Origin of the sequence: Streptomyces coeruleorubidus (genome assembly GCF_028885415.1) — a bacterium.
Lineage (GTDB): Bacteria > Actinomycetota > Actinomycetes > Streptomycetales > Streptomycetaceae > Streptomyces > Streptomyces coeruleorubidus_A.
Genome location: NZ_CP118527.1, coordinates 258,735 through 282,871 on the forward strand (window position 1 = coordinate 258,735; position 24,137 = coordinate 282,871).

22 protein-coding genes and 6 pseudogenes are annotated in these 24,137 nt (G+C 71.7%); 15 read left to right on the forward strand and 13 right to left on the reverse strand.

What is annotated here, in order from left to right; all coding sequences use genetic code 11:
• Window positions 1-8: 8 nt before the first annotated feature.
• The 4 genes from PV963_RS01350 to PV963_RS01360 all read right to left on the reverse strand — a co-directional run bounded on the left by PV963_RS01350 (window position 9) and on the right by PV963_RS01360 (window position 2,375).
• Window positions 9-1,178: an LLM class flavin-dependent oxidoreductase gene (locus tag PV963_RS01350; protein ID WP_274813779.1), complete on the reverse strand. Its 1,170-nt coding sequence runs from the start codon at window positions 1,176-1,178 to the stop codon at window positions 9-11.
• Window positions 1,179-1,229: 51 nt separating this feature from the next.
• Window positions 1,230-1,784, reverse strand: coding sequence for an NADPH-dependent FMN reductase (ssuE, locus tag PV963_RS01355; RefSeq protein WP_274813780.1), 555 nt, complete (start codon window positions 1,782-1,784; stop codon window positions 1,230-1,232).
• 191 nt (window positions 1,785-1,975) lie between these two features.
• A complete protein-coding gene (locus PV963_RS43825; RefSeq protein WP_350710819.1) occupies window positions 1,976-2,059 on the reverse strand; it encodes a putative leader peptide in 84 nt (27 codons plus the stop codon).
• Window positions 2,060-2,198: 139 nt separating this feature from the next.
• On the reverse strand, window positions 2,199-2,375 hold the full coding sequence (locus PV963_RS01360) for a hypothetical protein (protein ID WP_167537249.1): 177 nt from the start codon (window positions 2,373-2,375) through the stop codon (window positions 2,199-2,201).
• 224 nt (window positions 2,376-2,599) lie between these two features.
• On the opposite strand from PV963_RS01360, the gene PV963_RS01365 reads away from it, so the two are divergent.
• Both PV963_RS01365 and PV963_RS01370 read left to right on the forward strand, forming a co-directional pair.
• Window positions 2,600-3,040: an SPW repeat protein gene (locus PV963_RS01365; RefSeq protein ID WP_274813781.1), complete on the forward strand. Its 441-nt coding sequence runs from the start codon at window positions 2,600-2,602 to the stop codon at window positions 3,038-3,040.
• A 126-nt stretch (window positions 3,041-3,166) separates the two neighbouring features.
• Window positions 3,167-3,430: a GlsB/YeaQ/YmgE family stress response membrane protein gene (locus tag PV963_RS01370; protein WP_274813782.1), complete on the forward strand. Its 264-nt coding sequence runs from the start codon at window positions 3,167-3,169 to the stop codon at window positions 3,428-3,430.
• 143 nt (window positions 3,431-3,573) lie between these two features.
• Here PV963_RS01370 and PV963_RS01375 read toward each other — a convergent pair whose 3' ends face one another.
• Complete coding sequence (locus tag PV963_RS01375; protein WP_274821903.1) at window positions 3,574-4,497, reverse strand: NAD-dependent epimerase/dehydratase family protein; 924 nt, start codon at window positions 4,495-4,497, stop codon at window positions 3,574-3,576.
• An 83-nt stretch (window positions 4,498-4,580) separates the two neighbouring features.
• Window positions 4,581-5,357: a GNAT family N-acetyltransferase gene (locus PV963_RS01380; protein ID WP_274821904.1), complete on the reverse strand. Its 777-nt coding sequence runs from the start codon at window positions 5,355-5,357 to the stop codon at window positions 4,581-4,583.
• Between the two features lie 124 nt (window positions 5,358-5,481).
• Between PV963_RS01380 and PV963_RS01385 the strand changes: the two genes are divergently transcribed.
• The 7 genes from PV963_RS01385 to PV963_RS01415 all read left to right on the forward strand — a co-directional run bounded on the left by PV963_RS01385 (window position 5,482) and on the right by PV963_RS01415 (window position 11,157).
• Complete coding sequence (locus tag PV963_RS01385; RefSeq protein ID WP_274813783.1) at window positions 5,482-5,967, forward strand: nucleoside deaminase; 486 nt, start codon at window positions 5,482-5,484, stop codon at window positions 5,965-5,967.
• Between the two features lie 155 nt (window positions 5,968-6,122).
• A complete protein-coding gene (locus PV963_RS01390) occupies window positions 6,123-6,716 on the forward strand; it encodes a hypothetical protein (protein WP_274813784.1) in 594 nt (197 codons plus the stop codon).
• Complete coding sequence (locus PV963_RS01395) at window positions 6,689-7,807, forward strand: PAS domain-containing protein (RefSeq protein WP_274813785.1); 1,119 nt, start codon at window positions 6,689-6,691, stop codon at window positions 7,805-7,807. Before PV963_RS01390 ends, PV963_RS01395 begins: the two co-directional genes overlap by 28 nt.
• Complete coding sequence (locus tag PV963_RS01400; protein ID WP_274813786.1) at window positions 7,723-9,255, forward strand: putative bifunctional diguanylate cyclase/phosphodiesterase; 1,533 nt, start codon at window positions 7,723-7,725, stop codon at window positions 9,253-9,255. The genes PV963_RS01395 and PV963_RS01400 overlap by 85 nt, the downstream gene beginning before the upstream one ends.
• A gap of 109 nt (window positions 9,256-9,364) precedes the next feature.
• Entirely contained in the window at window positions 9,365-9,736 is a 372-nt protein-coding gene (locus tag PV963_RS01405; RefSeq protein ID WP_274813787.1) for a hypothetical protein, read from the forward strand.
• Complete coding sequence (locus PV963_RS01410; RefSeq protein WP_274813788.1) at window positions 9,733-10,416, forward strand: aminotransferase class I/II-fold pyridoxal phosphate-dependent enzyme; 684 nt, start codon at window positions 9,733-9,735, stop codon at window positions 10,414-10,416. The genes PV963_RS01405 and PV963_RS01410 overlap by 4 nt, the downstream gene beginning before the upstream one ends.
• Window positions 10,417-10,422: 6 nt before the next feature.
• On the forward strand, window positions 10,423-11,157 hold the full coding sequence (locus PV963_RS01415; protein WP_274813789.1) for a class I SAM-dependent methyltransferase: 735 nt from the start codon (window positions 10,423-10,425) through the stop codon (window positions 11,155-11,157).
• A gap of 715 nt (window positions 11,158-11,872) precedes the next feature.
• Here the strand turns inward: PV963_RS01415 and PV963_RS01420 are convergent.
• Window positions 11,873-12,535, reverse strand: a complete 663-nt coding sequence (locus tag PV963_RS01420; RefSeq protein WP_274813790.1) for a chaplin — start codon at window positions 12,533-12,535, stop codon at window positions 11,873-11,875.
• A gap of 798 nt (window positions 12,536-13,333) precedes the next feature.
• Here PV963_RS01420 and PV963_RS43400 point away from each other — a divergent pair.
• Both PV963_RS43400 and PV963_RS43405 read left to right on the forward strand, forming a co-directional pair.
• Window positions 13,334-14,065: an alpha/beta fold hydrolase gene (locus PV963_RS43400; protein ID WP_342456343.1), complete on the forward strand. Its 732-nt coding sequence runs from the start codon at window positions 13,334-13,336 to the stop codon at window positions 14,063-14,065.
• A gap of 120 nt (window positions 14,066-14,185) precedes the next feature.
• Entirely contained in the window at window positions 14,186-14,359 is a 174-nt protein-coding gene (locus PV963_RS43405) for an alpha/beta hydrolase (protein ID WP_342456344.1), read from the forward strand.
• A 2-nt stretch (window positions 14,360-14,361) separates the two neighbouring features.
• Here the strand turns inward: PV963_RS43405 and PV963_RS01430 are convergent.
• Window positions 14,362-14,980 (reverse strand): annotated as a pseudogene (locus PV963_RS01430) (asparagine synthase-related protein); the annotation flags it as partial.
• On the opposite strand from PV963_RS01430, the pseudogene PV963_RS01435 reads away from it, so the two are divergent.
• Window positions 14,975-15,483: pseudogene (locus tag PV963_RS01435) on the forward strand (Tn3 family transposase); the annotation flags it as partial. The pseudogenes PV963_RS01430 and PV963_RS01435 sit on opposite strands and share 6 nt — an antisense overlap.
• An 84-nt stretch (window positions 15,484-15,567) precedes the next feature.
• On the opposite strand, the pseudogene PV963_RS01440 reads toward PV963_RS01435, so the two are convergent.
• The 4 genes and pseudogenes from PV963_RS01440 to PV963_RS01455 all read right to left on the reverse strand — a co-directional run bounded on the left by PV963_RS01440 (window position 15,568) and on the right by PV963_RS01455 (window position 18,186).
• A pseudogene (locus PV963_RS01440) lies at window positions 15,568-16,859 on the reverse strand (MFS transporter).
• Window positions 16,856-17,394, reverse strand: a pseudogene (locus tag PV963_RS01445) (ArsR/SmtB family transcription factor). The pseudogenes PV963_RS01440 and PV963_RS01445 overlap by 4 nt, the downstream one beginning before the upstream one ends.
• 303 nt (window positions 17,395-17,697) lie before the next feature.
• Window positions 17,698-17,890: pseudogene (locus PV963_RS01450) on the reverse strand (asparagine synthase (glutamine-hydrolyzing)); the annotation flags it as partial.
• A 71-nt stretch (window positions 17,891-17,961) separates the two neighbouring features.
• Window positions 17,962-18,186 carry a hypothetical protein gene (locus tag PV963_RS01455; RefSeq protein ID WP_274813791.1) on the reverse strand — a complete coding sequence of 75 codons (225 nt, stop codon included), beginning with the start codon at window positions 18,184-18,186 and terminating at the stop codon, window positions 17,962-17,964.
• Window positions 18,187-18,437: 251 nt separating this feature from the next.
• Between PV963_RS01455 and PV963_RS01460 the strand changes: the two genes are divergently transcribed.
• Both PV963_RS01460 and PV963_RS01465 read left to right on the forward strand, forming a co-directional pair.
• On the forward strand, window positions 18,438-19,532 hold the full coding sequence (locus tag PV963_RS01460; protein WP_274813792.1) for a chemotaxis protein: 1,095 nt from the start codon (window positions 18,438-18,440) through the stop codon (window positions 19,530-19,532).
• A gap of 271 nt (window positions 19,533-19,803) precedes the next feature.
• A pseudogene (locus tag PV963_RS01465) lies at window positions 19,804-21,206 on the forward strand (PP2C family protein-serine/threonine phosphatase).
• 5 nt (window positions 21,207-21,211) lie between these two features.
• Here the strand turns inward: PV963_RS01465 and PV963_RS01470 are convergent.
• Window positions 21,212-22,705 carry a hypothetical protein gene (locus PV963_RS01470; RefSeq protein WP_274813793.1) on the reverse strand — a complete coding sequence of 498 codons (1,494 nt, stop codon included), beginning with the start codon at window positions 22,703-22,705 and terminating at the stop codon, window positions 21,212-21,214.
• A 234-nt stretch (window positions 22,706-22,939) separates the two neighbouring features.
• On the opposite strand from PV963_RS01470, the gene PV963_RS01475 reads away from it, so the two are divergent.
• Window positions 22,940-24,079 (forward strand): aminoglycoside phosphotransferase family protein, encoded by a 1,140-nt coding sequence (locus PV963_RS01475; RefSeq protein WP_274813794.1) that lies wholly within the window; start codon window positions 22,940-22,942, stop codon window positions 24,077-24,079.
• The last annotated feature ends 58 nt before the right edge of the window (window positions 24,080-24,137 follow it).

Sequence of the window (24,137 nt, forward strand, 5' to 3'; positions counted from 1 at the left end):
CCCAGGTCCTAGCTCGCGAACGGCGCGAGTACGGAGGGTTCGGTGGGCGTGGTGGAGGCGGTAGGCGCGGCCTCCTTGTCCGCGGGGTGCCGCCACAGCCCTTGTGCGGCAAGGCGCGGCAGCACGCCCTCGCCGAACCAGTACGCCTCCTCCAGGTGGGGGTAGCCGGAGAGGATGAACTCCTCGATACCGAGGGCGTGGTACTCCTTGATCCGCTCGGCGACCTCGTCATGGCTGCCGACCAGGGCGGTGCCCGCACCACCGCGCACCAGGCCGATCCCTGCCCACACGTTGGGATGGATCTCCAGGCGATCGCGCCGGCCGCCGTGCAGGGCGAGCATGCGCCGCTGCCCCTCGGACTCGCTGCGGGCGAGCCCGGCCTGCACCGACGCCACGGTCTCCGGGTCGAATCCGTCCAGCAGCCGGTCCGCCTCGGCCCAGGCCTGCTCGGCGGTGTCACGGGTGATGACGTGCAGCCGAATGCCGAAGCGGAGACTGCGGCCCTCGGCGGCGGCCAGGGAGCGGATCCGGTCGAGCTTCTCGGCGACCTGGGCGGGCGGCTCCCCCCAGGTGAGATAGACGTCGGCGTGCCGGGCGGCGATCTCACCGGCGATGGGCGAGGAGCCGCCGAAGTACACCTGGGGAACGGGGTCGGGCACGCGGGCGAGCGCCGCGCCTTGCACCCGGAGGTGCTCACCGTGCAGGTCGACGGTCCCGCCCTGCCACAACTCCTTTACGACGTGCAGGAATTCGCCGGTCCGGCGGTACCGGCTGTCCTTGTCGAGGAAGTCGCCGAAGGCGCGCTGTTCCTGGTTCTCGCCACCGGTGACCACGTTGAGCAGGAGCCGTCCGCCGGTCTGCCGCTGGAAGGTGGAGGCCATCTGCGCGGCGAGGGTGGGCGAGATCAGCCCGGGCCGGAAGGCCACGAGGAACTTGAGGCGTTCGGTGTGCCGGCTGACCATCGCGGTGGTGAGCCACGCGTCCTCGCACCAGGCGCCGGTGGGCGTGAGGGCACCGGCGAAGCCCACCTCCTCGGCGGCGCGGGCGATCTGGCTCAGGTAGGCGACCGTCGGCGGCCGGTCCCGGCCGGATGCGGTGGCCGGGGTGCCGTGGCCGCCGCCGACGACATGGCGGCTGTCGCCGTTGGTGGGCAGGAACCAGTGGAAGGTGAGGGACACGGGGATCTCCGATCGATGTGGAACGTTCGTCGGCGCGGCGGCTGACGGGTGTCAGCCCGCCACGGCCAGCAGCGGGGTGCGGCCGAGCGCCGCGGAGAACTGGTCGACCACCTGGGTGAGCGCCTCGGTGGCGGCCGGCGCGACGGTCAGGGACCCGTCGTCGTGCACGGTGATGTCCTTGTCGAGGGTGAACCAGCCCTGCACTATGTGGGCCGCGCCCATGGAGGTGAGCACCGGGCGCAGGGCGTAGTCGATGGCCAGGACATGGGCGATGCTGCCGCCGGTGGCGAGCGGCAGCACGGTCTTGCCGGTGAGTGCGTACTGCGGGAGCAGGTCCAGCAGTGCCTTGAGGACACCGGAGTAGGACGCCTTGTAGACGGGGGTGCCGACGACGATGCCGTCGGCACGTGCGAACAGGTCGGTGGCCTCGACGATCGCGGGGTGCCGGAAGTCCGCGCCGAGCAGCGCCTCGGCGGGGATGGTGCGGACGTCGAGCGGGATCACGTCATGGCCCTGTGCGGCCAGCCGCTCGTCCAGGTGGCGCAGCAGTCGGCTGGTGCGGGAGGAGGCGGAGGGGCTGCCGGAGACGGACAGGACGGTGACCATGGGGTCTCTTTCCGGGAGAGGGCACGACTGCGCGTGGCAGCGCCGAATTCGAAGGACGCCGCGTTCAACGGGCGTGACTGAGCGCCGAATTCAGGCGTGAGGGAAATGCACCGCGCACGACGTCCCGTCGGCACGACGGTGTTCGGCCGACGGCGAATACGGCGGTGGCAGGAAGCGGCGAGCCGGGAGACTCAGGCTGCGGCGCGACAGGAGGCGCTGGAGACGCGCGCGAGGTCGACGTGGCGTCGCCGCGTGAGGTCCAGTCGCATGGTCATGCCATGGATCGTGGCAGCGGGAGACGACGGCCGTCAAGGAAATCGCGGCTCATCTCGCATCGCGGACCGGCGGAATTCGGGACCATGGATTTCCAGGCCGCGCATTTTCGGGACCCTGGATTTCGGTCGTCGATGGTATTCAGTCGTCGTCCGACGGAACCACCACGAGGAAGGCGTCCGACTCCAGGTCCATCACGACGGTGGCCGGCTCCCCCTCGGCACGGCGGCGTGCCGCGTACTCCTCCGCCGGCCATGATCCGCGCGGAGCTCCCGCCGGGAACCGCTCCAACACCTTCGCGCCGATGGCCGCAGACACGTCCGCTGCCCTCCCCTGTCCCGCGCCGCCTCCCGGCGACGTCGATCGGTCACTGTCGTACCCATCCGGTTGCCCCCGATCCCCCCGGACATGTGCCGCTCGGTAGAAGTTCGCGCGTCTACCACCTCTACACATAAAGGAGAAATAAGAGCAGAATGAACTTACGCGGCGCTTACCGCATACCCACCAGACGCGGTCGCCCTGCAAGACGAAGGAGACGAATCATGGCCAACGTCTCGCCCACCAGAGGTGACATAACCAGCCACCCTGATGCCTCCGAGATGCGGGATCGGTACGCCCGTGTGCTCGGTGATCGCGATGTGGCGCTCGTGGACGGACCGGTGTTCCTGCTCGGTCTGTACTGCGCGGCCTCCCCGTGGATACTCCACTACACGACCAGCCAGCCACCGCTCGTGACACACAACCTGATCATGGGCATCGCGATCGGTCTGCTGGCGCTCGGGTTCACTCGCGCTCCGGAGCGTATGTACGGCCTGAGCTGGGCCATGTGCGCACTCGGGGTGTGGATGATCGTCTCGCCGTGGGTCGTCGGCGAAAGCCCGGACACCGGCGTCGTGTGGAACAACATCATCATCGGTGCACTGGCCGTGATTCTGGGTCTGGTGTGCGCCGGCACGGCGGCGAAAGCCTCCAAGAGGCCCTAGACCCACCGGAAGGAAACCGAAGGCCGGTCCGCGCCCCGGACCGGCCCCTCCATGTGCGCACCGGCGTGTCCCGGCCGTCAGGGGGCACACGCACTACAGCGGGGGTCCTGAGGAGAAGGGGCGGAGATGGAGATCGACGGCATCATCAGTGCCATCGTGATCGGCATCGTCATCGGCGTCCTGGGCCGGCTCGTGGTCCCGGGCCGTCAGCGGATCGGAATCCTGTGGACGATCCTCGTCGGCATCATCGCCGCGTTGGTCGGCTCCGCGATCGCCGCCGCGTTCGACGTCGCCGACACCAAGGGCGTCGACTGGGTGGAGTGGCTCATCCAGATCGGCCTCGCAGCGCTCGGCGTCGCCGCGCTGGACCGCTCGAAAGCACGCCGCTGACGGCGTAGGACGGCTACAGCTTCACGACGCCGACAGCACGGCGTGGCAACAGCACCAGCACGTGTGCGGCACAAGGAGACACCTGGCACCCGGCGCGCCGTGGCCCGGCGGCCCGGCACGCCGGAGCCGTACGTCTCCCGGCATCAGCGGCCCGCCGACCGCATGGCGGCGAGCCCTTCACGGCTGGACGGGTACAGCGGCGTCCAGCCCAGCTCTCCTTCCGCCTTGGCGCAGGACACCACCAGCCGTGACGACATCACCGTGTGCGCGTACGACATGGGCTTCATCAGCCACAGCGGTACGGTCATCGGCTTCGGCAGTCCGAACGCCCCGGCCACGCTCTCGACGTGGGCGCGGAAGCCGAGCGGGGTGCGGTCGGCGATGTTGTACGCCTGGCCGGGCCGGCCGCGTTCCACGGCGGCGACCACCGCGCGGGCCGCGTCGGTGAGCTCCACCCACGGCAGCACCCGGCCGCGGTCGGCGGGCATGGGCAGTTGCAGTCTGCGCAGCAGGGACAGCAGGGCGTCGGTGCCGCCGGGGCCGTAGAACAGGCCGAAGCGGAGCGCGATGCCCTCCAGCGCCTCGGTCTCGAAGGCGAGCCGTTCCTTGATCCGCATGGCCGCGATGTGCCGCTCCAGCTGCGGGGTCCTGCCGCGCGGGCCGAAGGGGTCGTCCTCGGTGAGCGGGCGGTCGCCGTGGTCCCCGTAGCCGTAGCCGAAGACCATCGACTCCACGACGAAGCGGCGGGCACCGGTGACGCGGGCGGCTTCGACGAGATGGGCCGTGCCCTCGGTGCGCAGCGCGTCGGTGGCGAACATGTCGCGGTCGCGCATGGGGGGCCTGCGCAGGGCGGTCGCGGCGTGGATCACGGTGTCGAAGTGGTGTCCGTCGACGGCGCGCAGCAGCGCGTCACGGTCCATGAGGTCCGCGCGGATGCCGTTGTCCGCGCTCCGGCCGAGTCCGGTGACCTTGTGGCCCGCCTCGGTCAGGCCGCGGGTGACGTGCCGGCCGAGGACGCCGCTCGCGCCGGCGAGGAGGATGCTCTGGTTCTTGCGGATCGTCGTCATGACCATGCGACGGATCGGACGGGCGTGGATGTGACGTGCGGACGGCCCTGGATGTGGCGTCCGGGCGGGGAGAAGCCGGCCGGCTACGGCGTGTACACGTACGGCGTCGTCGTGGTCAGCGGGGTGAAGCCCAGGCGCTCCAGGATGGGGCGGCTCTGGCTGGAGGCGTCGACCTGGAGGTAGCGGTAGCCGCGTGCCGCGGCGGCGTGGGCGCGGTGGGCCACCAGGGCGCGGTAGATGCCGCGGCCGCGCCAGCCCTCGACGGTGCCGCCGCCCCACAGTCCGGCGAACTGCGTACCGGGCACGAATTCCATGCGGGCCGCGCTCACCGGCTCGCGGCCTGCCATCGCCACGACGGCGACTACCGAGTCCGGGTCGGCCGAGAGCCGGGCGAGGAGCTGGTCGCGCAGCCGGGAGCTGTCCGCGCCGAACGCCTTCTCGTGGACGTCGGCCACGAGATCCACGCCCGTCGGGTCGGTGACCGGCTCCACGCGGACGCCCTCCGGCGGTTCGGCGTCGAGAGCAAGCTCGCCGGCCTCGCCGATCATCAGCGTCTCCGCGGGCTCGGGCGTGAACCCGGCCGCGCGCAGCCGCTGCCCGAGGTCCGCCGGCCGGTCGTGTTCGTACAGCTTCCACTCGAAGTCCAGGCCGAGCCCGGTGTAGTGGGCGATCTGCTCGGCGATCGCCGCGTCCGCCGCCGTCTCGTCGAGGGCGGACCACAGGACGCCGTTCCAGCCCGGCGCGGCGGCGACCTGGCGCACCACCTCACCGGTCCGCTCGACGCGGGCGCCGGGGCCGTCCGGCGGCGCACCCTGGCGCAGCTCACGGTCGAACAGGGCGAGTACTGCGGTGTGATCCACATGAGTCATGGGCAGACCTCAGCACACGCCGGGCGGCCGGGCAACGCGTTTTCCGGTGCGGCCGTGCGCCCCGGCGGCCGTACAGTCCTGTCGATCACGTCGTCACCAGGAAGGGCCCGGCACCATGGTCGTGAAGGACACGGAATTGCCGTACCTGCGCCGCTGCGTGGAGCTCGCGGCCGAGGCGCTCGAGGCCGGCCACGAGCCGTTCGGTTCGGTCCTGGTCGGCGGGGACGGCACGGTCCTCGGCGAGGACCACAACCGGGTGGCCTCGGGCGATCGCACCCGGCACCCCGAGTTCGAGCTGGCGCGCTGGTCGGCGGGCCGCCTCACGCCCGAGGAGCGGGCGGCGGCCACGGTCTACACCTCCGGCGAGCACTGCCCGATGTGTGCGGCCGCACACGCCTGGGTCGGTCTGGGACGCATCGTCTACGTCGCCTCGTCCGGACAACTCGCGTCATGGCTGAGCGAGTTGGGGGTCCCCGCGCCGCCGGTGCGGACACTCCCCGTCCACGAGGTCGCACCGGGTGTGGTCGTGGACGGTCCGGTGCCCGAACTGACGGAACGGGTGAGGGAGTTGCACGTGCGGTTCCATCGGGGACGCGACTGAGACACCCGGGCGGTCCCGGCCCGTCAGGCAGACCCTGTTCGCCCGGGCCCGCAGGGCCGGCCGCCCGAGATGCAGGGCCGCGCGGGCGAACTTACGATCGAATTCAACGAACGAGGCTCACGCCCCGGTCTCCCTGACGGGGGAGGCGCATGTCCTTGCTGTCAGCACGTCGGCTGATGGCCGCCCACATCGCCCTCGTCACGGTCGCCACAATCGTGTACATGACGGTCCCGGCCGCGGCTCCCGCCCTGTGGGCCGCCATCGGGCTCGCCGGCGTCGTCGCCGTGGTGACCGGCATTCGTGTCCACCGGCCCGCCCATCAGTGGCCCTGGTGGTTCCTGGCCGGCGGACTGCTCACCTTCATCACGGGCGACACGTACTACAACGTGATGGAGGAGTACTTCGACGCCTCCAACCCGTTCCCCTCCCCCGCCGACGCCTGCTACCTCGCCACCTACCCGCTCTTCGCGATCGGACTGTCGGGGCTCGTCCGGCACCGGTGGGCCGGCCGCGACCTGCCGAGCATGCTCGACGCGCTGATCATCACCGCGGGCCTCGCCCTGCCCGTGTGGGTGTACCTGGTGCAGCCGCTGACGGTGGTGGAAGGACTGACCTGGCAGCAGCGCGCCATCAGCATCGCCTATCCCCTCGGCGACGTCCTCGTGCTGGCCCTGCTGGCCCGGCTGCTGACCCGAGTCCCGTCGACGGGCCCAACCGTGCCGTGCGGCTGCTGGTCGTCGGCACGGTGACACTGCTCGGTTTCGACATCGCGTACGGGATCCTGCAACTGAACGATCTGTGGCAGACGGGCACCCTGCTGGACCTCGGCTGGATCGCCTTCTACACCGCCTGGGGCCTGGCCGCCCTGCACCCCTCGATGGTCGAGCTGACCGCATCCGTGCCGCAGCGGGAGTCCCTGCTGCCGCCGCCGCGCCGGCTGGTCATGCTCACCGTGGCCACGCTCATCGCGCCGGGGATCCTGCTGTACGAGGGGCTGAGCAACCAGACGCGGGACGCCGCCGTGATCGCGGCCTTCTCGGGCCTGCTGTTCCTGCTGGTGATCCTGCGGCTGGCGGGGATGGTCGTGGCCCACCGCCGGGCGGTGACGCGGGAGCTCGCGCTGCGCGGGGCCGCCGCCTCGCTGGTCTCGGCCTTCCGGCAGGAGGAGATCGACCAGTCCTGCCGTACGGCGGTCGGCCGGCTGATGGGGCCGGACGTACCGCACGGGACCATACTGCTGCCGAGGGAGCGCGCGGCGGACCTCGGCGCGCAGGGCACCCACCTGGTGAGCCCGGACGCCCTCGATCCCGGCGTCGCCGCCGAACTGGACGGCCTGCCCTCCGTCCTGGTCTGCCCCATGACCCAGCCCGACCGTCCGGCCGGGACCGTCCCGGGTGTCCTGCTGGTCGCCGCCCCCGAGCGGCAGCTCACCGAGACCGGGGGCTCGCTGGAGATCCTGGCGTCGCACGCGGGCCTGGCCATGGAACGGGTCAGGCTGCGCCAGGAGGTCTTCCGGCGGGAGAGCGAGGAGTACTTCCGCACCCTCGTCCGCAACGCCTCGGACGTCATCCTGATCCTGGAGGACGACGACACGATCCGGTACGCCAGTCCGTCCGCGCGGTCCGTGTTCGGCACCGACGACCTCGTCGGCGTCTCGCTGCCGCTGCTGGTGGATCCCGGGGACCGGGAGCGGGCCGCGCGGGAACTGGCCGCCGTACGGGAGAGGGGGCACGGGCCGGACACGACCACTGGTGGGTGCGGCGCCGTGAAGGGCGTGTCGAGGTGGAGGTGCGGTGCAGCGACTTCCGGGACGAGCGGACCGTGTCCGGCCTGGTGGTGACGCTGCGGGACGTGACCGAGCAGCGGCGGCTGGAGCAGGAGCTGACGCAGCGGGCCTTCCACGACTCGCTGACCGGTCTGCCCAACCGGACGCTGCTGATGGAGCGGATCGAACGCGCCTTGCTGCGCGGCCGCCGCGAGTCGTCCCTGACCTGTCTGCTCTACATCGACCTGGACGACTTCAAGCTGGTCAACGACACGATGGGACACCGGGTCGGCGACCATCTGCTGATCGCCGTAGGCAACCGGCTGTCCCGGGCGCTGCGGCGCACCGACACCGCGGCCCGGCTCGGCGGGGACGAGTTCGCGGTGCTGATGGAGGACGCCAAGCAGCCGCTCGACGCCGAGCTGCTGGCGGCTCAGGTGATCCAGACGCTGGGCCGGCCGTTCGACCTGGCCGACGAGTCGGTGACGGTGTCCGCCAGCGTGGGCGTGGCCACCGCGCGCGACAGCACGGACGCGGAGGAACTGCTGGGCCATGCCGACCTCGCGCTGTACGCCGCGAAGGCGGCGGGCAAGCGGCAGTGGCGCCGCTTCAAGCCCCTCCTGCGCAGCCGCATGGTGGAGCGGCACGACCTCCAGGCCCAGCTGGTCCAGGCGGTCGCCGACAAGACGTTCACGCTGCGTTACCAGCCTGTCGTGGACATCACCGGAGGCGAGGTCGTCGGGTTCGAGGCCCTGGTCCGCTGGCCGCACGAGCAGCGGCCGCCCGTCACGCCGGACCAGTTCATCAGTCTGGCGGAGGAGACCGGGCAGATCGCCCCGCTGGGGTCGTGGGTGCTGGAGAACGCGGTCAGCGACATCGCCGGGCTGCAACGGCTGCCGGGCCCGGCCCGTCCGCCCTACGTCAGTGTGAACGTCTCCGCGCGCCAGTTCCGAGACGCCGGGTTCGTCGAGCAGGTCGGCCAGGCGCTGAGCACGCCGGGGCTGGCGCCCGGGTCGCTGCAACTGGAGCTGACGGAGACCGTGCTGCTGCACCGCGACGAACGCCTCCAGACGGTGCTGCACATGCTCAAGGAACTCGGGGTGAACATCGCGGTCGACGACTTCGGCACCGGCTTCTCCTCGCTGCACCATCTGCGGGACTTCCCCATCGACGTACTGAAGATCGACAAGTCGTTCATCGACGACATCGCCCACGACGCCCAGCAGGTCGCCCTGGTCGAGGGCATCGTGCGGATCGCCGACACCCTGGGCCTCCAGGTCATCGCGGAGGGCATCGAGGACACCGCGCAGCGGGACCTGCTGGCCGGGATGGGCTGCCGGTTCGGACAGGGATACCTCTTCGCCCGGCCCCTGACGGTGGAGCAGAGCGCGCACGTGCTGCGGGAGCCGAGCACCCACCCCTTCGCGCCGCCCGGGCGCCGCGGCCGCGTCTCGACGCCGCCCGGGGACGCCGGGAGGCCCGCTGGGCGGACCTGGAGCATCTGCGGCGCACCAGCCCCATGAGCGACGCGGTCCTCGACGAGGTGCGCGGCCGGCACATCCGCAGCGGCGACCACTGGCTGATCGACTTCGCGTCCTGCAACTACCTGGGTTTCGACTGGACCCGGAGATCATGGATGCCGTTGATCCCGCGGTACGCCAGTGGGGCACGCACCCCAGCTGGTCGCGGCTGCTGGGCAGTCCGCGGCTGTACCCCGACATCGAGGCGCGGCTCGCCGCGCTGCTGGGCGCGCCGGACACGCTGCTGCTGCCCACGCTGACGCTGATACACGCCTCGGTGATCCCGGCGCTGGCCGAGGACGGGCACGTCTTCGTGGAGGCGACCGCGCACCGGACGGTCTACGACGGCTGCGTGGTGGCCCGTTCCCGGGGCGCCACCCTGCACCGTTTCCACGCCGAGCGCCTCGACGAGCTGCGCGCCCTGCTGTCGAGGGTGCCGCCGGGCACGCCCCGGCTGGGTGCCTGGACGGCGTCAACAGCATGAGCGGCAACATGCCCGACCTGCCCGCGCTGGCCGCGGTGTGCCGGGCCGAAGGAGCGACGCTGTACGTCGACGACGCGCACGGCTTCGGCGTGATCGGGGAACGCGGGCCGGGCGAGTCCTGCCCGTACGGCATGCGGGGCAACTGCGTGGTGCGGCACACCGGGGAGTCGTACGACGGGATCGTGCTCGTGGCCGGTTTCTCCAAGGCGTACTCGTCGCTGCTCGCGTTCCTGGCGCTGCCGTCGGAGCTCAAGAACCGCCTCAAGACCGCCGCGGGCCCCTACCTCTACTCGGGGCCGTCCCCGACGTCGTCGCTGGCCACCGCGCTGGCCGGGCTGGACGTCAACGAGCGGCGGGGCGACGCCATCCGAGCCGACCTGTACCGCAAGGCGGTCCGGGTGCTCGATCACCTGGAGGGCCTCGGGGTGAGCATCCTCAACACGGACCGGCTGCCCATCGTGGAGGTTCCGCTGGCGAACCCCGCGGACCTGGACGCGGTCGCCGCGTACCTGTGGAGGGAGGGCATCTACGTGACGCTCGCCGCCTATCCGCTCGTGCCCCGCGACCGGGTGGGCTTTCGCATCCAGCTCACGGCGCTCAACTCCGACGACGACATCGACCGCCTGAACGGGACCCTGACCCGGCTGTCCGAGCGTTTCCCGCTGCGGCTGAAGGGCTAGACGGCCATGACGACGCACAACGACGACGTGGACTGGGACCGCTGGCCGGTCGCCGACTACCTCCGCGAGAACTACCGCGAGGTGCATCCCTCGGACGCGGCCGTCATCGCGCACCACAGCGCCTTCTACCGCCGCTTCCGGCCGGGCGCCATCGCCCGCTCGGTGGAGTTCGGGGCGGGTCCCAACCTCTACCCGCTGATCCTCGCGTCCGCCGCGAGCCGCAGGATCGACGCCGTGGAGGCGGGCGCGAGCAACGTCGCCTACCTCCAGGAGCAGATCTGTCACCGCCTGGACGCGAGCTGGCTCCCCTTCCACGCGCTGTGCCGACGGCTCAACCCGGACGTGCCGGCGACCCTGGCCGGGGCGCTGGCGCATGTGAACGTCGTCCACGCCGACGTCCGGACCCTGCCGCCCGGCTCGTACGAACTCGCCTCCATGCACTTCGTCGCCGAGGGCGCCACGGAGGACTTCGCCGAGTTCGCCGACTTCTGCCGCACCTTCGTCCGCAGCGTCGAGCCGGGCGGCCACCTGGTCGCCGTGTTCATGGAGAACATGCCGACGTACCGCATCGGCCCGGCCTCCCGCTGGCCGGGCTGCCCGGTCGACCCGGCAACCGTGACCGAGGTCTTCACCCCCCTGACCCGCGACCTGGACGTGACCCACATCGACTCGGACCCGACCCTGCCGGACTACGGCGATTCCGGGATGGTGCTGCTGACGGGGGTGGCGGAGGCGGTCTGAGGGCACCGGTCCGGCCGTCACCGACGGTCACCGGCGACCGACCCGGGGTCTGGTGCGGCTGCGGCTGCGGCTGCGGCTGCGGGACGAGGGGGCGGGGTTTCGCCGTCCGCCCCGGCCGTGCGCTGAGCGAACCGAAGCGCCGCGGCCCACGGGCTGCCGCCCAAGGGCGAACCGGAGCGCCGCCGACGTCCCCTGCGATGCGGCACCCTAGGGGGTGTCCGCAAAGCCCCGTCGTCCGCCGGAAGGGCGGGCCCTGCGGCGTTCGATGCGTGTCTGGGGCCCCTGCTCGAAGAGCTTGGGGGCGCACCGGGCGGACGCCCGCGTACTGGTTGTACGCGGGCGTCCGCCGGGTGCGGCGAGAGGGCGTGCCGGGCGTCGCGGTGCAGGCGGGACTTCACGTGGTGGGCGCCCGGTGGGACACGCCCGCGTGTCCCACCGGGCTCCGCTGCACCAATCGCAGCACGGTCGCCGTGGAATCCGGCGAGTGAGGCCGCGCGGGCTCCGTCCTTCGGGACCGGGCGGCAGGACCTCGGCGGCGGGTCCCTCCGGAGCCCCGCCGGCAGGCCGGTCGAGACCTGGCCCGCAAGGGCCGCCGGTATCCCGCGGCCCACAAGGGCGCCGGTACCCCGGCCGTGGTCGCCCTCCCCTGACGAGCCCGGCGAACACGGCGAGCCGGCTCCGGAAGCCGCTGAGCGGAACGCCGCAAGCCGTCTCCTCAGCCCTCCGCCCCCGGGCGGAACCGCCGGCGCAGGACCACTCCCCCGGCCACCAGCGCCGCGCTCGCCGAGACCGCCTGGAGAGTGTGGTCCGTGCCCGTGTGGGCCAGGGCGCCGGTGGCGCGCGGGGCGGTGTGCGGAGCCTGTTCGGGGCGGGCTGAGGCCGAGGCGGGGTGGGCGGCTTCGGGCCGTCGGCTTGGGTGGGTGGTGGGGCGGACCGGGCGGTCGCCCGGGGTGTTCGAGGACTCGTTGCCGGTCGACGCGTTGCCGATGCCGACCACGTTCACGGAGTTGCCGGTGACATTGACCGGCAGGTCGACGGGCAGCTGCACGCCGTTGCCGGAGACCACGCCCGGTGAATCCTTTCCGCTGCCTTCCGCGACCGCGCCGCCGGGCTCGCCGGGCCGGCCGGCCCGCCCGTCGTCCTGGTTCGCGCAGCTGCTGCCCGCGGCGGGATTGAGGAACCCCACCACGTTCACGGTGTTCCCGCACACGTTCACCGGGACGTGCACCGGCAGCTGGACGGTGTTGCCGGAGACCACCCCGGGCGAACCGGCCGCCGAGCCGTCCGCCCCGGACCCGGCGTACGCGGGGACGGTCAGGGCCATCGCGCCAGAGGCGGCGGCGACGGCGATCACACCGTTTCGGGTAACCCGTTTCATAGGTTCCCTGCCTTCCAGACATCGTCGCGGGCGCTCACCCGCACGAGATAAAACGCGGACGGCCGATCCGAGTTATGGCTTATCGGCCTTTCACTCCATCGAGCGGCCCGGTTGTCGAACTAGCGGTAAAGCCCTTCGTATACACGACGCGCCGCGCAGGATAGGGCACCGCGCCCCGCCCGCTCGTCCGGAGGCGGGGCTTGCAGTGCCCGCTATGGTGAGCGAGGGCGCCGGTCCCCGGTCCGCTGCGGGGCGCCCCCTGGAGGCATCGATGCTGGCCAAGCTGTCCACGCGCCCCACGGTGAGGCGCTGCGCGGTCCCCTGTGCGGCCGGGCTGGCCCTGCTGGTGCGGGGCTGCCGGCCGCGGACGACCCGCGCCCGGCCTGGGACGCTTTTACGACCAGAAGGTCAAGTGGTCGGCGTGCGAGGGCAAGGACATGCCGAAGGACCTCCAGTGCGGCAAGGTCACCGTCCCCCTCGACTACGCCCAACCCGGGAAAGCGACCCTCGATCTCGCCCTGGCCCGCTACCGGGCCACGGGCAAATCCCGGGGCTCGGTGCTGCTGAACTTCGGCGGCCCGGGCGGTCAGGGCGTGGGCCAACTCGCCATGGCCGGCAAGGACTTCATGGGCCTGACGAACGGCTACGACGTGGTCGCCTTCGATCCCCGTGGCGTCGGCCGCTCCTCGCCGGTCAGTTGCGGCACCGCCTCGGACGACGCATTGGAGGCGACGGACGGCGACGCGGCCGTGGCCGATCCGCAGGCGGTGCTCGAAAAGCTGCGCGACGCGGCGCCGAGTGCACCGAGCACTGGGCCCCGTTCTGCCCCACATCGGCACGGTGAACGCCGCCCGCGACCTGGACGTCATGCGCGACGCACTCGGCGACGGCAAGCTCAACTACCTGGGCTTCTCCTACGGCAGCCGGCTCGGCGCGGTGTACGCGGCCCAGTTCCCCGACAAGGTCGCAGGATGGTGCTGGACGGCGTCGACACGCTCACCGAGCCGCTGTCGAGCAGGGCGTGGTGAACGCACGGGGCAGCAGACCGCGCTGGAGAACTTCCTCGCCTGTGTGCACGCAGGACATCGCCTGCCCGTTCGGGCAGAATCCGCGGGAGGCCAGGGAGCACGTCGTCCAGGTGGTCGAGTCGCTCGACGAGAACCCGGTGCGACCGACTTCGGCGAGACGTTCTCCGGCCAGGACTTCGCTGGCGCCCTCGCGCAAGGGCTGTACAGCAGGGAGCTGTGGCCCTCGCTCCAGCGGGCCGTCGCGCAGCTTCTCGAGGACGGCGACACCAGCCGCCTGGAGGCCTTCGCGTCCGGGGGTGTGGCCCTCCCGCCGTGGGGGGCGGCCCGCGGCGGGCTCGTCGACCCGGAGGACGTGCCCCTGGACAACCTGCAGGCGGCGCTGATGGCGGTCAACTGCGCGGACGATCCCGACCGCCCCGCCGCGAGCAGGTGCGCAGGGAGCTCCGCCGGCTGCGCGCCCGGTACGAGCAGGCGTCGCCGGTCTTCGGCCGGTACCGGCTGACCCAGGTGCTGATGTGCTACGGCCGCCCCAAGGGCACCGACTTCATCCGTGACGAGGTCAAGGACCTCGACACCCGAGGATCCTGCTCGTCGGCACCCGGGGCGACCGTACCGCTGGACGGTGGAGACGGCCGAGCGGCTCGGGTCGTCGGCCGTGGTGCTCGACAACCGGGGTGAGGGCCACACCGGCTACGGCTCCTCCAAGTGCGTGCACCGCAAGGTCGACGCGTTCCTGCTGTACGGCACCCTCCCGCCGGACGGCAGTTCCTGCGGCTCCGACCACGACACCGAGTGAGCAGGGTGATCCGGCCGTGCCAGGAGGTCCTTCGCCTGGTTCCGGAGGGCCACCGCGTACTCCGGGTCCTGCGTGGACGGGTAGGGGCTCTTGACCCTGTCGTACACGGACCGCGGGATCAGGTCCGCGGTCGCCTCCCTGAGCAGGCTCTTCTCCCGGCCCTCGAAGGACTTCAGCGCCCAGGGCACGTTGTAGACGTACTCGACGAGCCGGTGGTCGCAGAACGGCACCCGGACCTCCAGGCCGACGGCCGTGCTGGCGCGGTCCTTGCGGTCGAACAGGATGCGTACGAACCGGTCAGGTGGAGGGTGCTGATCCGCCGCATCCGGAACTCGAAGTCGCTCTCGCCGTCGAGGCGCTGGACACCGGCGACGGCCGAGCGGTAGCTGTCGGCGACGTACGACTCCAGGTCGAGGGCCTTGACCAGCTCCGGGCGCAGGACGTCGGAGTCGTCGTCGAAGTGCCGGCCGAGGCGCACCAGCCAGGGGAAGGTGTCGGCGTGGCGGGCCTCCTCGCCGAAGAACTGCCGGTAGCCGCCGAAGACCTCGTCGGCCGACTCGCCGGACAGGGCCGCCGTGGACCGTTCGCGGCCCGGAAGAGCAGGAAGAGCGAGGTGTCCACAACCAGGTCCGGGCCTACGACCTGCTGCGGATGTTCGGCCGCGAGGGCCACCCCACCCCGCTGGGGGCGGCCTTCGCCGAGTACGGGCGCATCGGCAAGACCATGCACCTGCTCGCCCTGGTCGACCCGATGGACGACACCTACCGGCGCCTGATGAACCGGCCGCTCACCGTGCAGGAATCCAGCCACCGCCTCGCCCGCGCGATCTGCCACGGCGGTCGCGGCCAGATCCGCCAGGCGTACCGCGAAGGCCAGGAGGACCAGCTCGCCGCTCTCGGCCTGGTCCTCAACGCCGTGGTCCTGTGGAACACCCGCTACCTGGACGCCGCCGTGGCCCGGCTCCGTGCCGAGGGCCACGACATCAAGGACGAAGACGTCGCCCGCCTCTCCCCGCTCAAGGACCGGCATCAACATCCTGGGCCGCTACCTGTTCAACATCAAAGCCAGCGGCCCCGCTGCGCCCCTTCCGGGACCCGGACGCCGCCGAGGACGACGAGGATTGACGGCCGGCACACCCGACCGACCCGGCTACTCGTTGCGCCCCGGGGGCCTGGCTCCGACTTGTTGTGACGCCTTCGAGGCAGGCGTCACAACAAGTCGGGTGCACTCTCCTGGGCGGGATCCTTGGATACCGGGTGACCTGGAACGCCGTCCGGGGCGGCGGCACGCAGTGCCGCTTCGACCCGGCGGTTGCTGGTCATGGATGCCGTGATGGCCGTCATCGCCAGGAGGAGGACGGCGGCGGCGTAGAGCGGGGTGCGGATGTCGTAGGTGGTGGCCAGCCAGCCGCCGAGGAAGGCCCCGATGGGGGCGGCGCACATGGCCAGCATGCGCGAGGTGGAGGCGACCCGGCCCATGAGGTGGGCCGGGACGATCGCCTGCCGGAGGAGGGCCCGAGCACCATCGTGGCGCCCATGCCGGCCCCGCAGACGGCGAGCGCCAGCCCGGCCACGTATGGGTTCGGGGCAGCGGCCAGGCCCAGGATGGCAAGCCCTCGACGGCGGCTGTGCAGGTCAGTGCGGTGCCAGTGCCGAGTCGTCGGCCAAGGTAGGAGGCGATGCCTGCACCGAGCAGGCCGCCGGTGGCCTCCGCCGTGAGGAGCAGGCCGAAGCCGTAGGTGTCGATGCCGAGGCGGTCGTGCGCGAAGAGGGCGAGGACGGCTCCACAGCGAGGAAGGCGACGTTCCCGACCGCCGGGCGGAGGGCGAGCCCGAGCAGCAGCCGGTCCCGGAAGACGTACGAGGCCCCGGCCCGCGCCTGCCGAAGCAGCGACTCGCGGACCTCCGGAACGGGCCGGGGCATGGCGGGCAGCGTACGTACGAGCAGTGCGGAGAGCATGAACGACACCGCGTCGGCGAGCAGCGGAACCGCCCGCCCGAGTGCGAGCAGTGCACTGCCCGCAGGCGGCCCCGCGAAGCCGGCCATGGCGGTCTGGGCTCCGCGCAAGCGAGAGTTGGCTCGCTCCAAGAGTGCGGGGTCGCGGCCGAGTAGATCCGGCAGATAGGCCGTGGCGGCCGTGTCGAAGAAGAGTCCGCCGAGGCCGAGCAGGAAAGCGACGGCCGCGAGCAGCGGAATGCTCAGCACGTCGAGCGCGGCCGCTGCCGCCGGTATCGCGAGCAGCACCGCACGCGCCGCGTCCATGCCCCACATCGTGCGCCGGCGGTCCCAGCGGTCCACCAGCGCACCGCCGAGCACCCCGAAGAGCAGCCACGGCAGCGTCCGGCGGCCGTGACGACGGCGAGCGCCATCGGATCCCGCGTCAACGTCAACGCGAGCAGCGGCAGCGCGGCATGCGACACCCCGTCACCGAGCGAGGACACCGTCTGCGCGGTCCACAGGCGTCCGAACCCGGCCGGTAACTTCCGAACACCTGAGGTCACTTGGCGCTCCCCTCGGCCTGCTCGCGCGGTGCCGGGTGGAACAGGGCGAAGACGAGTGACGCGTCCGGCAGCGACGGATCGGACAGCTCCCTGTACTCGTCCGCCAGTGCCTGCAGCCGCGCCCCAGCTGCGCGAACTGCTCCTCGGTGAGCCGCAGATGCGCCATCCGCACGTGCCGCTCGCCGTCCGCCGGCGCTGCCTCCAGGTCCGCCACCGCATGCCGCATCAGCACATCCGGGCCTCCCTCGCCCGGGTCCGGCAGCACGATCGCCCGCGCGGCCATCGCGTAGTACCGCTCGGTGACCCCCCGGACCTTCCGCGTCCGTACCACCTTCACCAGGCCGGCCCGCTCCAGCAGCCGCACGTGATAGCTGGAACTCCCCTTCGCAAGGCCCACCCGCTCGGCGATCTGCGTAATCGTCGCCGGCTCGAAGCGGAGCACGGCCATGATCCGGTGGCGCGTGAGATTGGAGACGGCGCGCAGTTGCTCGTCCGTGGTGACGTGAAACGTCTCGGGAAGATCATCGGTAGGCATGCGAGCAATGGTCAACGATTCTTGACCATTGAGCAAGGGGATTTCGCGCGGACCTCCAGAATCTGCCGTCCGGCACGCGAGACCTTCTGTCAAAGCCCCCACCCGCTGCCCGACCCGGGCCGCTCGATCACCTCGATCGCCAAGCTGCTCGGCGTCTCGCCGGGCACGCTCTGCAATCACATCCCGGACCTGCGCGAGCTGCGCGCCGGCGCAGTGCCCCGCCAGCTCGAAGCCCCACACAGCAGGCAGATCGGACCAAGATCAATCTCAGCGGCACTTTCTGTACCTCAACCACTCACACCCGGTGCCGGAGTCGGCGGTGAAGCGGTGGCCGCGCGCGGTGAGCTCGCAGCGCAGCTCGACGGCGGGCCCCTCGGCCCAGACGCCGCGGTCGTCCGGGCCCGCGGCAGGCCATCGTCTCGGTCATCGCGTCCAGGGTCGCCGCCTCGGCACTCAGGTCGCGGTCGGAGGAGACCCAGCCGGTGATGCCGCACATATGCCTACCTCCCGCAAATAAGCTGCATCACCCATCCACATTTCGAGCGTCCGGGACGGTGCGCCCAGCCCTCACCTGCGCGAGCGCCGCCGAAGCGCCTCGGCGGCCTGCTCCGCGTCCGCGACGGAGACGGCCAGACGCGTGAACGGCACGGGTCGCCACAGATCCACGACCACGACGGGAACACCCGTCCGCACCGCGACGAAGTCCCGGCCGAGAGGATGGATCCGTTCCCCACGCACCATCGGCCGGGACGGCAGCGCCCGCCCAGCGGCATGCCGCGCAGACTCCGCCACCAGTCACCCTCCACGCGCACGGCCCGCACATCGGCCAGCGGCACCCGCACCTCGCGGCGCCGGGCAGACAGCCCTTCCCGCAGCGCGAGCCGGACCACGACGTCCTCGCCGTCCACCACCAGGCGCGCCATCGACAGCCACCTCCTCTCCAGCCCTCCCAGCCTGCACCCGCGAAGGCGGCCACGAGCACTCGAACCGGCGGACCGGCTGCCCCAAATGCCCCAATGGTGAATCGGCTCTATCGTTCTGTCATGGAGCACGTTCTGAGTCCCGCGACCCTTGCCGAGCTGCGGCGCCCGCGCCCCTACCCCGCGGTCTCCGTGCTGACGCCGACCCACCGGCGCGAGCCCTACAAAACCCAGGACCAGGTCCGGCTGCGCAATATGGTGGCCGAGGCCAAGCGGCAGCTGGAGGCCGATCCGGCGGTCAGCCGCGAACGCCGGACCGACGTCGCCCGGCACCTCGACCAGGCCCTGTCCGAGGTCGATCTGACCCACGCCGAGGACGGCCTGGCGATCTTCGCCGCGTCGAGCGAGCACCAGGTGTGGTCGCTCGCCCGGTCCGTGCCCGAGCGGGTGGTGCTCTCGGACACCTTCCTCACCCGCAACCTGGTCTCCGCGCAGACGGCGGGGCGGCCGTTCTGGATACTGTCGCTCTCCGCCGACCGCGCCACCCTGTGGAACGGCGGCGTCGACCGTGTCGTCGAGGAACGCGCCGACGGCTTCCCGTTGACCCGCCGCGTGGAGAACTTCGACCCGGAGCGGCAGCAGCGGATCGGCGACCAGGCGAGCGCCTTCCGGGAGGAGCGCACGCGCCAGTTCCTGCGCGAGACCGACACCGCGATGAGCACCGTCCTGCGCGAACACTCGCGACCGCTGTACGTCACCGGCCCGCCGGCCGCCCTCGCCCTGCTGGACGAGGTCGGCAGCGCCACCAAGGGGGCGGTGCACGTCCCGCACGGCGGCCTGGCGCACGGGACGCCCGAGTCCGTGTGGCAGGCCATTCGTCCAGTGATCGAGACGGAGGCCCGCAGGAGCACCGACGCCGTGACCCGCGCCCTCGAAACGGCCCGCGGGCGACGGGAGTTCGCCGCCGGTGTCGACGAGCTCTGGCAGAGCGCCCGGGACGGCCGCGTCCGGCTGCTGGCCGTCGAGGAGAACTACCGCGTGACGGTCCGCGACGCCGGGGACCATCTGATCCTCGCCGAGAGCGAGGACCTCGAGTCCCGCGAGGACATCGTGGACGAGATAGTCGAGCAGTGCCTGGAGACCGGAGCCGACGTCCGCTTCGTACCGGACGGCGCACTCGGCGAGGCGGAGGGCATCGCAGGCGTTCTGCGGTACTGAAACTCTCGAACACGAGGCCGTCGAACGTTCGCGGCAACCGAGTACTGCGAACCCGACGAGCGGTCAAACCCCCTGTGTAATCTACGACTTGACCCTCAGGAGGGGTCGCTCCGCATCTACCTCGGAGTAACTCCGTGAGACTGTGGCATATGCCAGAAGCACCACCGTATCGTGTGTTGCCAAATCCCTTACAGGGCGTGGCGGGCTGTGCAACAGTCGTAACGGTCCCTCCGTCCGCCTTGGTCGAACCGTCCCCGCATCGGAGTGCGTCATGCCGTCCCACCTCTCCGCGGACCGCCCAGCCGCCCAGCCGCCCCGCGGCTCGGTCGACGCGCTGATATCGCAGACGCGACGGCTCAAGGGCGACGTGGACGCCGTGCGGCGCGACGCCGAGGGAGAAGGATCGGACCACCCCGGGAACGCTGGCAGCGCGCCCTGTACGACCTGGCTCTGCACCAGCTCAACGACCTCGACGAGCACCTGGCCCAGCTACGGGACGGACCTCGGCCCACGACGGCCCCGGAACCCGCCGCGCCCGCACCCGGCTCGCTGCTCAGCCGGGTCGGCAGCGCCGAGTGGAACCTGCTGACGGACGAGGCCAGTTGGTCCGGGGAGCTCTACCAGATCCTGGGCCGCGACCCCGCCGCTCCCCCGCTCACCCTCGACGAGCTGCCGTCCCTGGTGCTCGACGAGGACCGGCCGAAGCTGACGGCGATGGTCACGAACTGCCTCGTCGACGCCCGGCCCATCGACGGCGAGTTCCGCATCGCACGCCGGGACGGCGACGTACGCACCGTGCACATGATGGGCGAACCGGTCCTCGACACTGACGGCAGCACCGCCTCGATGTGGGCCGTGCTGCGGGACGTCAGCGAACTGCGCCGCAGCCAGCGGATGGTGAGCGAGACCCGTGACTCGCTCACCGACCGGCGGCAGGACGCGCAGACCGAGGACCGGCTCGCGGTCGAGTTGCAGGAGGCCGTGCTGCCACCGTGGCGCGGCTCCCTGCGGCTCCCGCACCAGGGGCCCAGGACCCTCGACCTCGCGGCCCGGCACCTGCCGGCGTCCACGAACACACTGATCGGCGGCGACTGGTACGACGCGCTCGAACTGACCGACGGCGAGACCCTCCTCAGCGTCGGCGACCTCACCGGACACGGCGTCGGCGTCGCGTCGAACATGACGATGCTGCTCGGTGCCGTACGCGGCATGGCGATGGCCGGAGCCCCGCCCGGACAACTGATGGCCTGGCTGAACCAGTTACTCGACGCCACCGTGCAACCCGCCCTCGGCAGCGCCGTCTGCTGCCGCTACCGCCCCGCGACCCGCACCCTGACATGGGCCCAGGCCGGACACCCCGCCCCGCTGCTGTTCCGCGACGGGACGGGGCGTGTGCTGGGCGCACCGGACGGCGTCCTGCTCGGCGCCACCTCGGGCGCCGTCTACGGGCAGGCCGAAGAGACCCTGGAGGTGGGCGACCTGCTGCTCCTGCACACCGACGGGCTGGTACCCGGGCACACCGGAACGGCGGCCGCGAACCTCCTCCTCGACCTGGCGCCGCGTCTGACCGGAACCTCCACCGCACAGGACTGCCTGCGGACGGTGGTCCAGGAGTTCGGCGAGAGCGAGCGCGCGGACAACGCCTGTGTGCTCGTCGCCAAGATCACGGCATAGGAAACTCAGGCCTGTGCGTTGTTGCCGCCCCTGCCCTTCGTCTTCGGCAGGGCGAGCTTGATCTCCTCCCGCAGCTCCTGGATCTTCGGGTAGCCGGAGTACTGGGCGGTGAGCCGGTACATCTGGCGCAGCCGGTCCCAGGTGCGGTGGGAGGAGTTGGAGCCCATCGACACCAGAGCAAGGCGCGCGTACCGGTCCGCCTGTTCGGGGTCGTCCGCGATGAAGCACGCCGAGGCCATCGACAGATAGTCGAAGATCTTCGACCGCTGCCGGCCGTCGATCCGCAGGGCCAGCGCCTTCTCCGCGTAGTGCTGGGCATGCGCGGCCGCGCCCGGCTCGAACTCGGCGAGCGTGCGGTAGGCCAGGGCCTGCATGCCGTAGAGGTCCTCCTCCTTGAAGGTCTGCATCCAGTCGGGCGGCGGTACGTCGGCCTTGTCGGAGACGAACAGGTCCTCCGCCTGGCCGAGCGTGCGGCGCATGGCCTGCCCCTTGCCCATGGAGGCCTGTGCCCAGGCCTCGATGGTGCAGAGCATCGCCCGGGTGCGGGGCAGCACCTCGTCGCCGGAGCCGGACATGGCAAGCTTCATCAGGTCCAGGGCCTCGTCCGGCTTGCCCAGGTGCACCATCTGGCGGGCCGCGCGGGAGAGTGCCTCGCCCGCGCGGGGCCGGTCCCCGCCCTCTCTGGCCGCGTGCGTGGCGATGACGAAGTACTTCTGGGCCGTGGGCTCCAGGCCGACGTCGTGCGACATCCAGCCCGCGAGGACCGCCAGGTTGGCCGCGACGCCCCACAGGCGCCGCTGGAGATGGGGTGGGTGACGGTAGGCGAGCATGCCGCCCACCTCGTTGAGCTGGCCCACCACGGCCTTGCGCTGGAGCCCGCCGCCGCGGGCGGCGTCCCAGGCGCGGAACACCTCGACCGAGCGCTCCAGTTCCTCGATCTCCTGCGACCCGATGGGGGCGGCCTCGTAGCGGTCGAACCCAGCGGGGTCGGCGTGCAGGGGATGGTCGAGGTCGGGAGCGTCGGCAGCCAGGGCAGGGTCGGTGTGCAGCCAGTCGTACATGGCGCTGCTGAGTGCGGATCCCGCGGCGAGCGCGGCGCCCGCGCCCACCAAGCCGCGTCGGTTGAGCATGAGGTCCATTCCCGTGAATTCGGTGAGGACCGCGGCGGTCCGCTCGGGCGCCCACGGCACTCCGTCGGGAGACTCCGCACTCCCGCCGCGTGGCCGTTTCCCCGCACGCCCGTGCCGGACCAGACCGAGGTCCTCGATGGTCACGACACGGCCGAGACGCTCGGTGAACAGAACCGCCAGCACCCGCGGCACCGGATCGCGCGGGATCTCTCCCATGTCGATCCAACGCCGCACCCGGGAGGTGTCGGTCGCCAGCTGGGGATGGCCCATGGCCGCCGCCTGCCGGTTGACCAGCCTCGCGAGTTCGCCCTTGGACCAGCCGGCCAGGCCGAACAGGTCCGCGAGCCGGGTGTTGGGTTGTCCGCTCACGTCAAGCCCCCAGGTTCTCGGCTGAGTTGACAGTAGCCCGGGGAGACTTGCCGGGCGACTATTCGCCAGGGTTCGCCAGGGTGCGCCAGATGGTGTGCCACTGGTCATCGGGTGTCAGGTAGGAACGCGCCATCCCGACCCGGTCGCCGCAGGGACATTCCCCAGGGTGCTCCCGGGAGCCCGGGCCGGGTGGCGCACTGTCGTCGCAGGCACACGAAGGGATCTGTTTCGCCCATGTACGCAGCATCGTCCTCCGTGTCCGCACCGCCCCGGCCGCTGCACCCCCGTCCCACGGACAGCGGCCCCTACCTCGCCCCCGCGCGGCCGGCGGCCCCCGTGCTCGGTGCGGGCAGGGCACGGCGCGGCGCGGTACTCGGCACCCAACCGCTCAGCGGGAGACTCGACTTGTCCGGCCCCCAGGGCGCGCAGCTGCGCACGGCGATCGCGTCGGTACACCGCATCTGCCCGGAGTTCGCCCCGGTGCAGGTCCTGCGCCTGGGCGGGCGGTCCGTGCTTGTGGTCGGCACGACCGGTCGCAGCTCGGCCGTCGCAAAGTGTTTACTGGACCACTCCCCCGCCTGGTCCGAGCGGATCCGCCACGAGATAGCGGCGTACCGCTCGTTCGTCCGGCACCGCCCTCCCGTGCGGGTGCCGAGACTGATCGCGGCGGACCCGGACAACTGCACACTGGTGATCGAGCGCATGCCGGGGCGGGTGGCGGCGCTCCAGCGGCACCCGGCCGAGGCGCCGCCGCGGGCGGACATCAGGGCGGCACTCGGTGCGATCTGCCGGCTGAACGCCTGGCGGCCGCCGGCGGGCACGTTCGACGCCCCGCTGGACTACGCGGCCCGGATCTCGCGGTACCACGAGCTGGGCCTGCTCACCGACCGGGACCTGGGTGATCTCCAGAAGCTGCTGCACGGCATCGCTCAGGCGGCCGGGCGGCAGGGCATGGGCCAGTTCTGCCACGGCGACGCACTGCTGTCGAACATCCTCCTGTCACCGGCCGGTCCAGTGCTGGTGGACTGGGAGCACGCGGGCTGGTACCTGCCGGGGTACGACCTGGCGACGCTGTGGTCGGTGCTCGGGGACGCACCGGTCGCGCGTCGGCAGATCAGCCAGATCGCGCAGTCGGCGGGCCCGGCGTCCAGGGACGCCTTCCTGGTGAACCTGATGCTGGTGCTGACCCGGGAGATCCGTACGTACGAGACGGCCGTGCAGCGTTCGATGCACGACGCGACCCCGGCGGCACCGGGTACGGCCCACCCTGGTGCTGCGCCGTCCGGCGAGGAGCAGCGGCTGCTGCTGCGGCGGCTGCACGACGACTGCCAGATGGCCCGGCGGGCCGTGCGCGCGGCGGTCGGCACTCGCTGACGGGGACGAAGAGGCCGCTGTGCGCCTGGTCAGGCGCACAGCGGCCTCTTGGTGTTTT

Coding starts and splice junctions, on each gene's coding strand:
- ssuE (WP_274813780.1), bottom strand. CDS start 1,784: ATGGTCACCGTCCTGTCCGTCTCCGGCAGCCCCTCCGCCTCCTCCCGC.
- PV963_RS43825 (WP_350710819.1), bottom strand. CDS start 2,059: ATGACCATGCGACTGGACCTCACGCGGCGACGCCACGTCGACCTCGCG.
- PV963_RS01365 (WP_274813781.1), top strand. CDS start 2,600: ATGGCCAACGTCTCGCCCACCAGAGGTGACATAACCAGCCACCCTGAT.
- PV963_RS01370 (WP_274813782.1), top strand. CDS start 3,167: ATGGAGATCGACGGCATCATCAGTGCCATCGTGATCGGCATCGTCATC.
- PV963_RS01375 (WP_274821903.1), bottom strand. CDS start 4,497: ATGACGACGATCCGCAAGAACCAGAGCATCCTCCTCGCCGGCGCGAGC.
- PV963_RS01385 (WP_274813783.1), top strand. CDS start 5,482: ATGGTCGTGAAGGACACGGAATTGCCGTACCTGCGCCGCTGCGTGGAG.
- PV963_RS01405 (WP_274813787.1), top strand. CDS start 9,365: ATGGATGCCGTTGATCCCGCGGTACGCCAGTGGGGCACGCACCCCAGC.
- PV963_RS01410 (WP_274813788.1), top strand. CDS start 9,733: ATGAGCGGCAACATGCCCGACCTGCCCGCGCTGGCCGCGGTGTGCCGG.
- PV963_RS01415 (WP_274813789.1), top strand. CDS start 10,423: ATGACGACGCACAACGACGACGTGGACTGGGACCGCTGGCCGGTCGCC.
- PV963_RS01420 (WP_274813790.1), bottom strand. CDS start 12,535: ATGAAACGGGTTACCCGAAACGGTGTGATCGCCGTCGCCGCCGCCTCT.
- PV963_RS01460 (WP_274813792.1), top strand. CDS start 18,438: ATGGAGCACGTTCTGAGTCCCGCGACCCTTGCCGAGCTGCGGCGCCCG.
- PV963_RS01475 (WP_274813794.1), top strand. CDS start 22,940: ATGTACGCAGCATCGTCCTCCGTGTCCGCACCGCCCCGGCCGCTGCAC.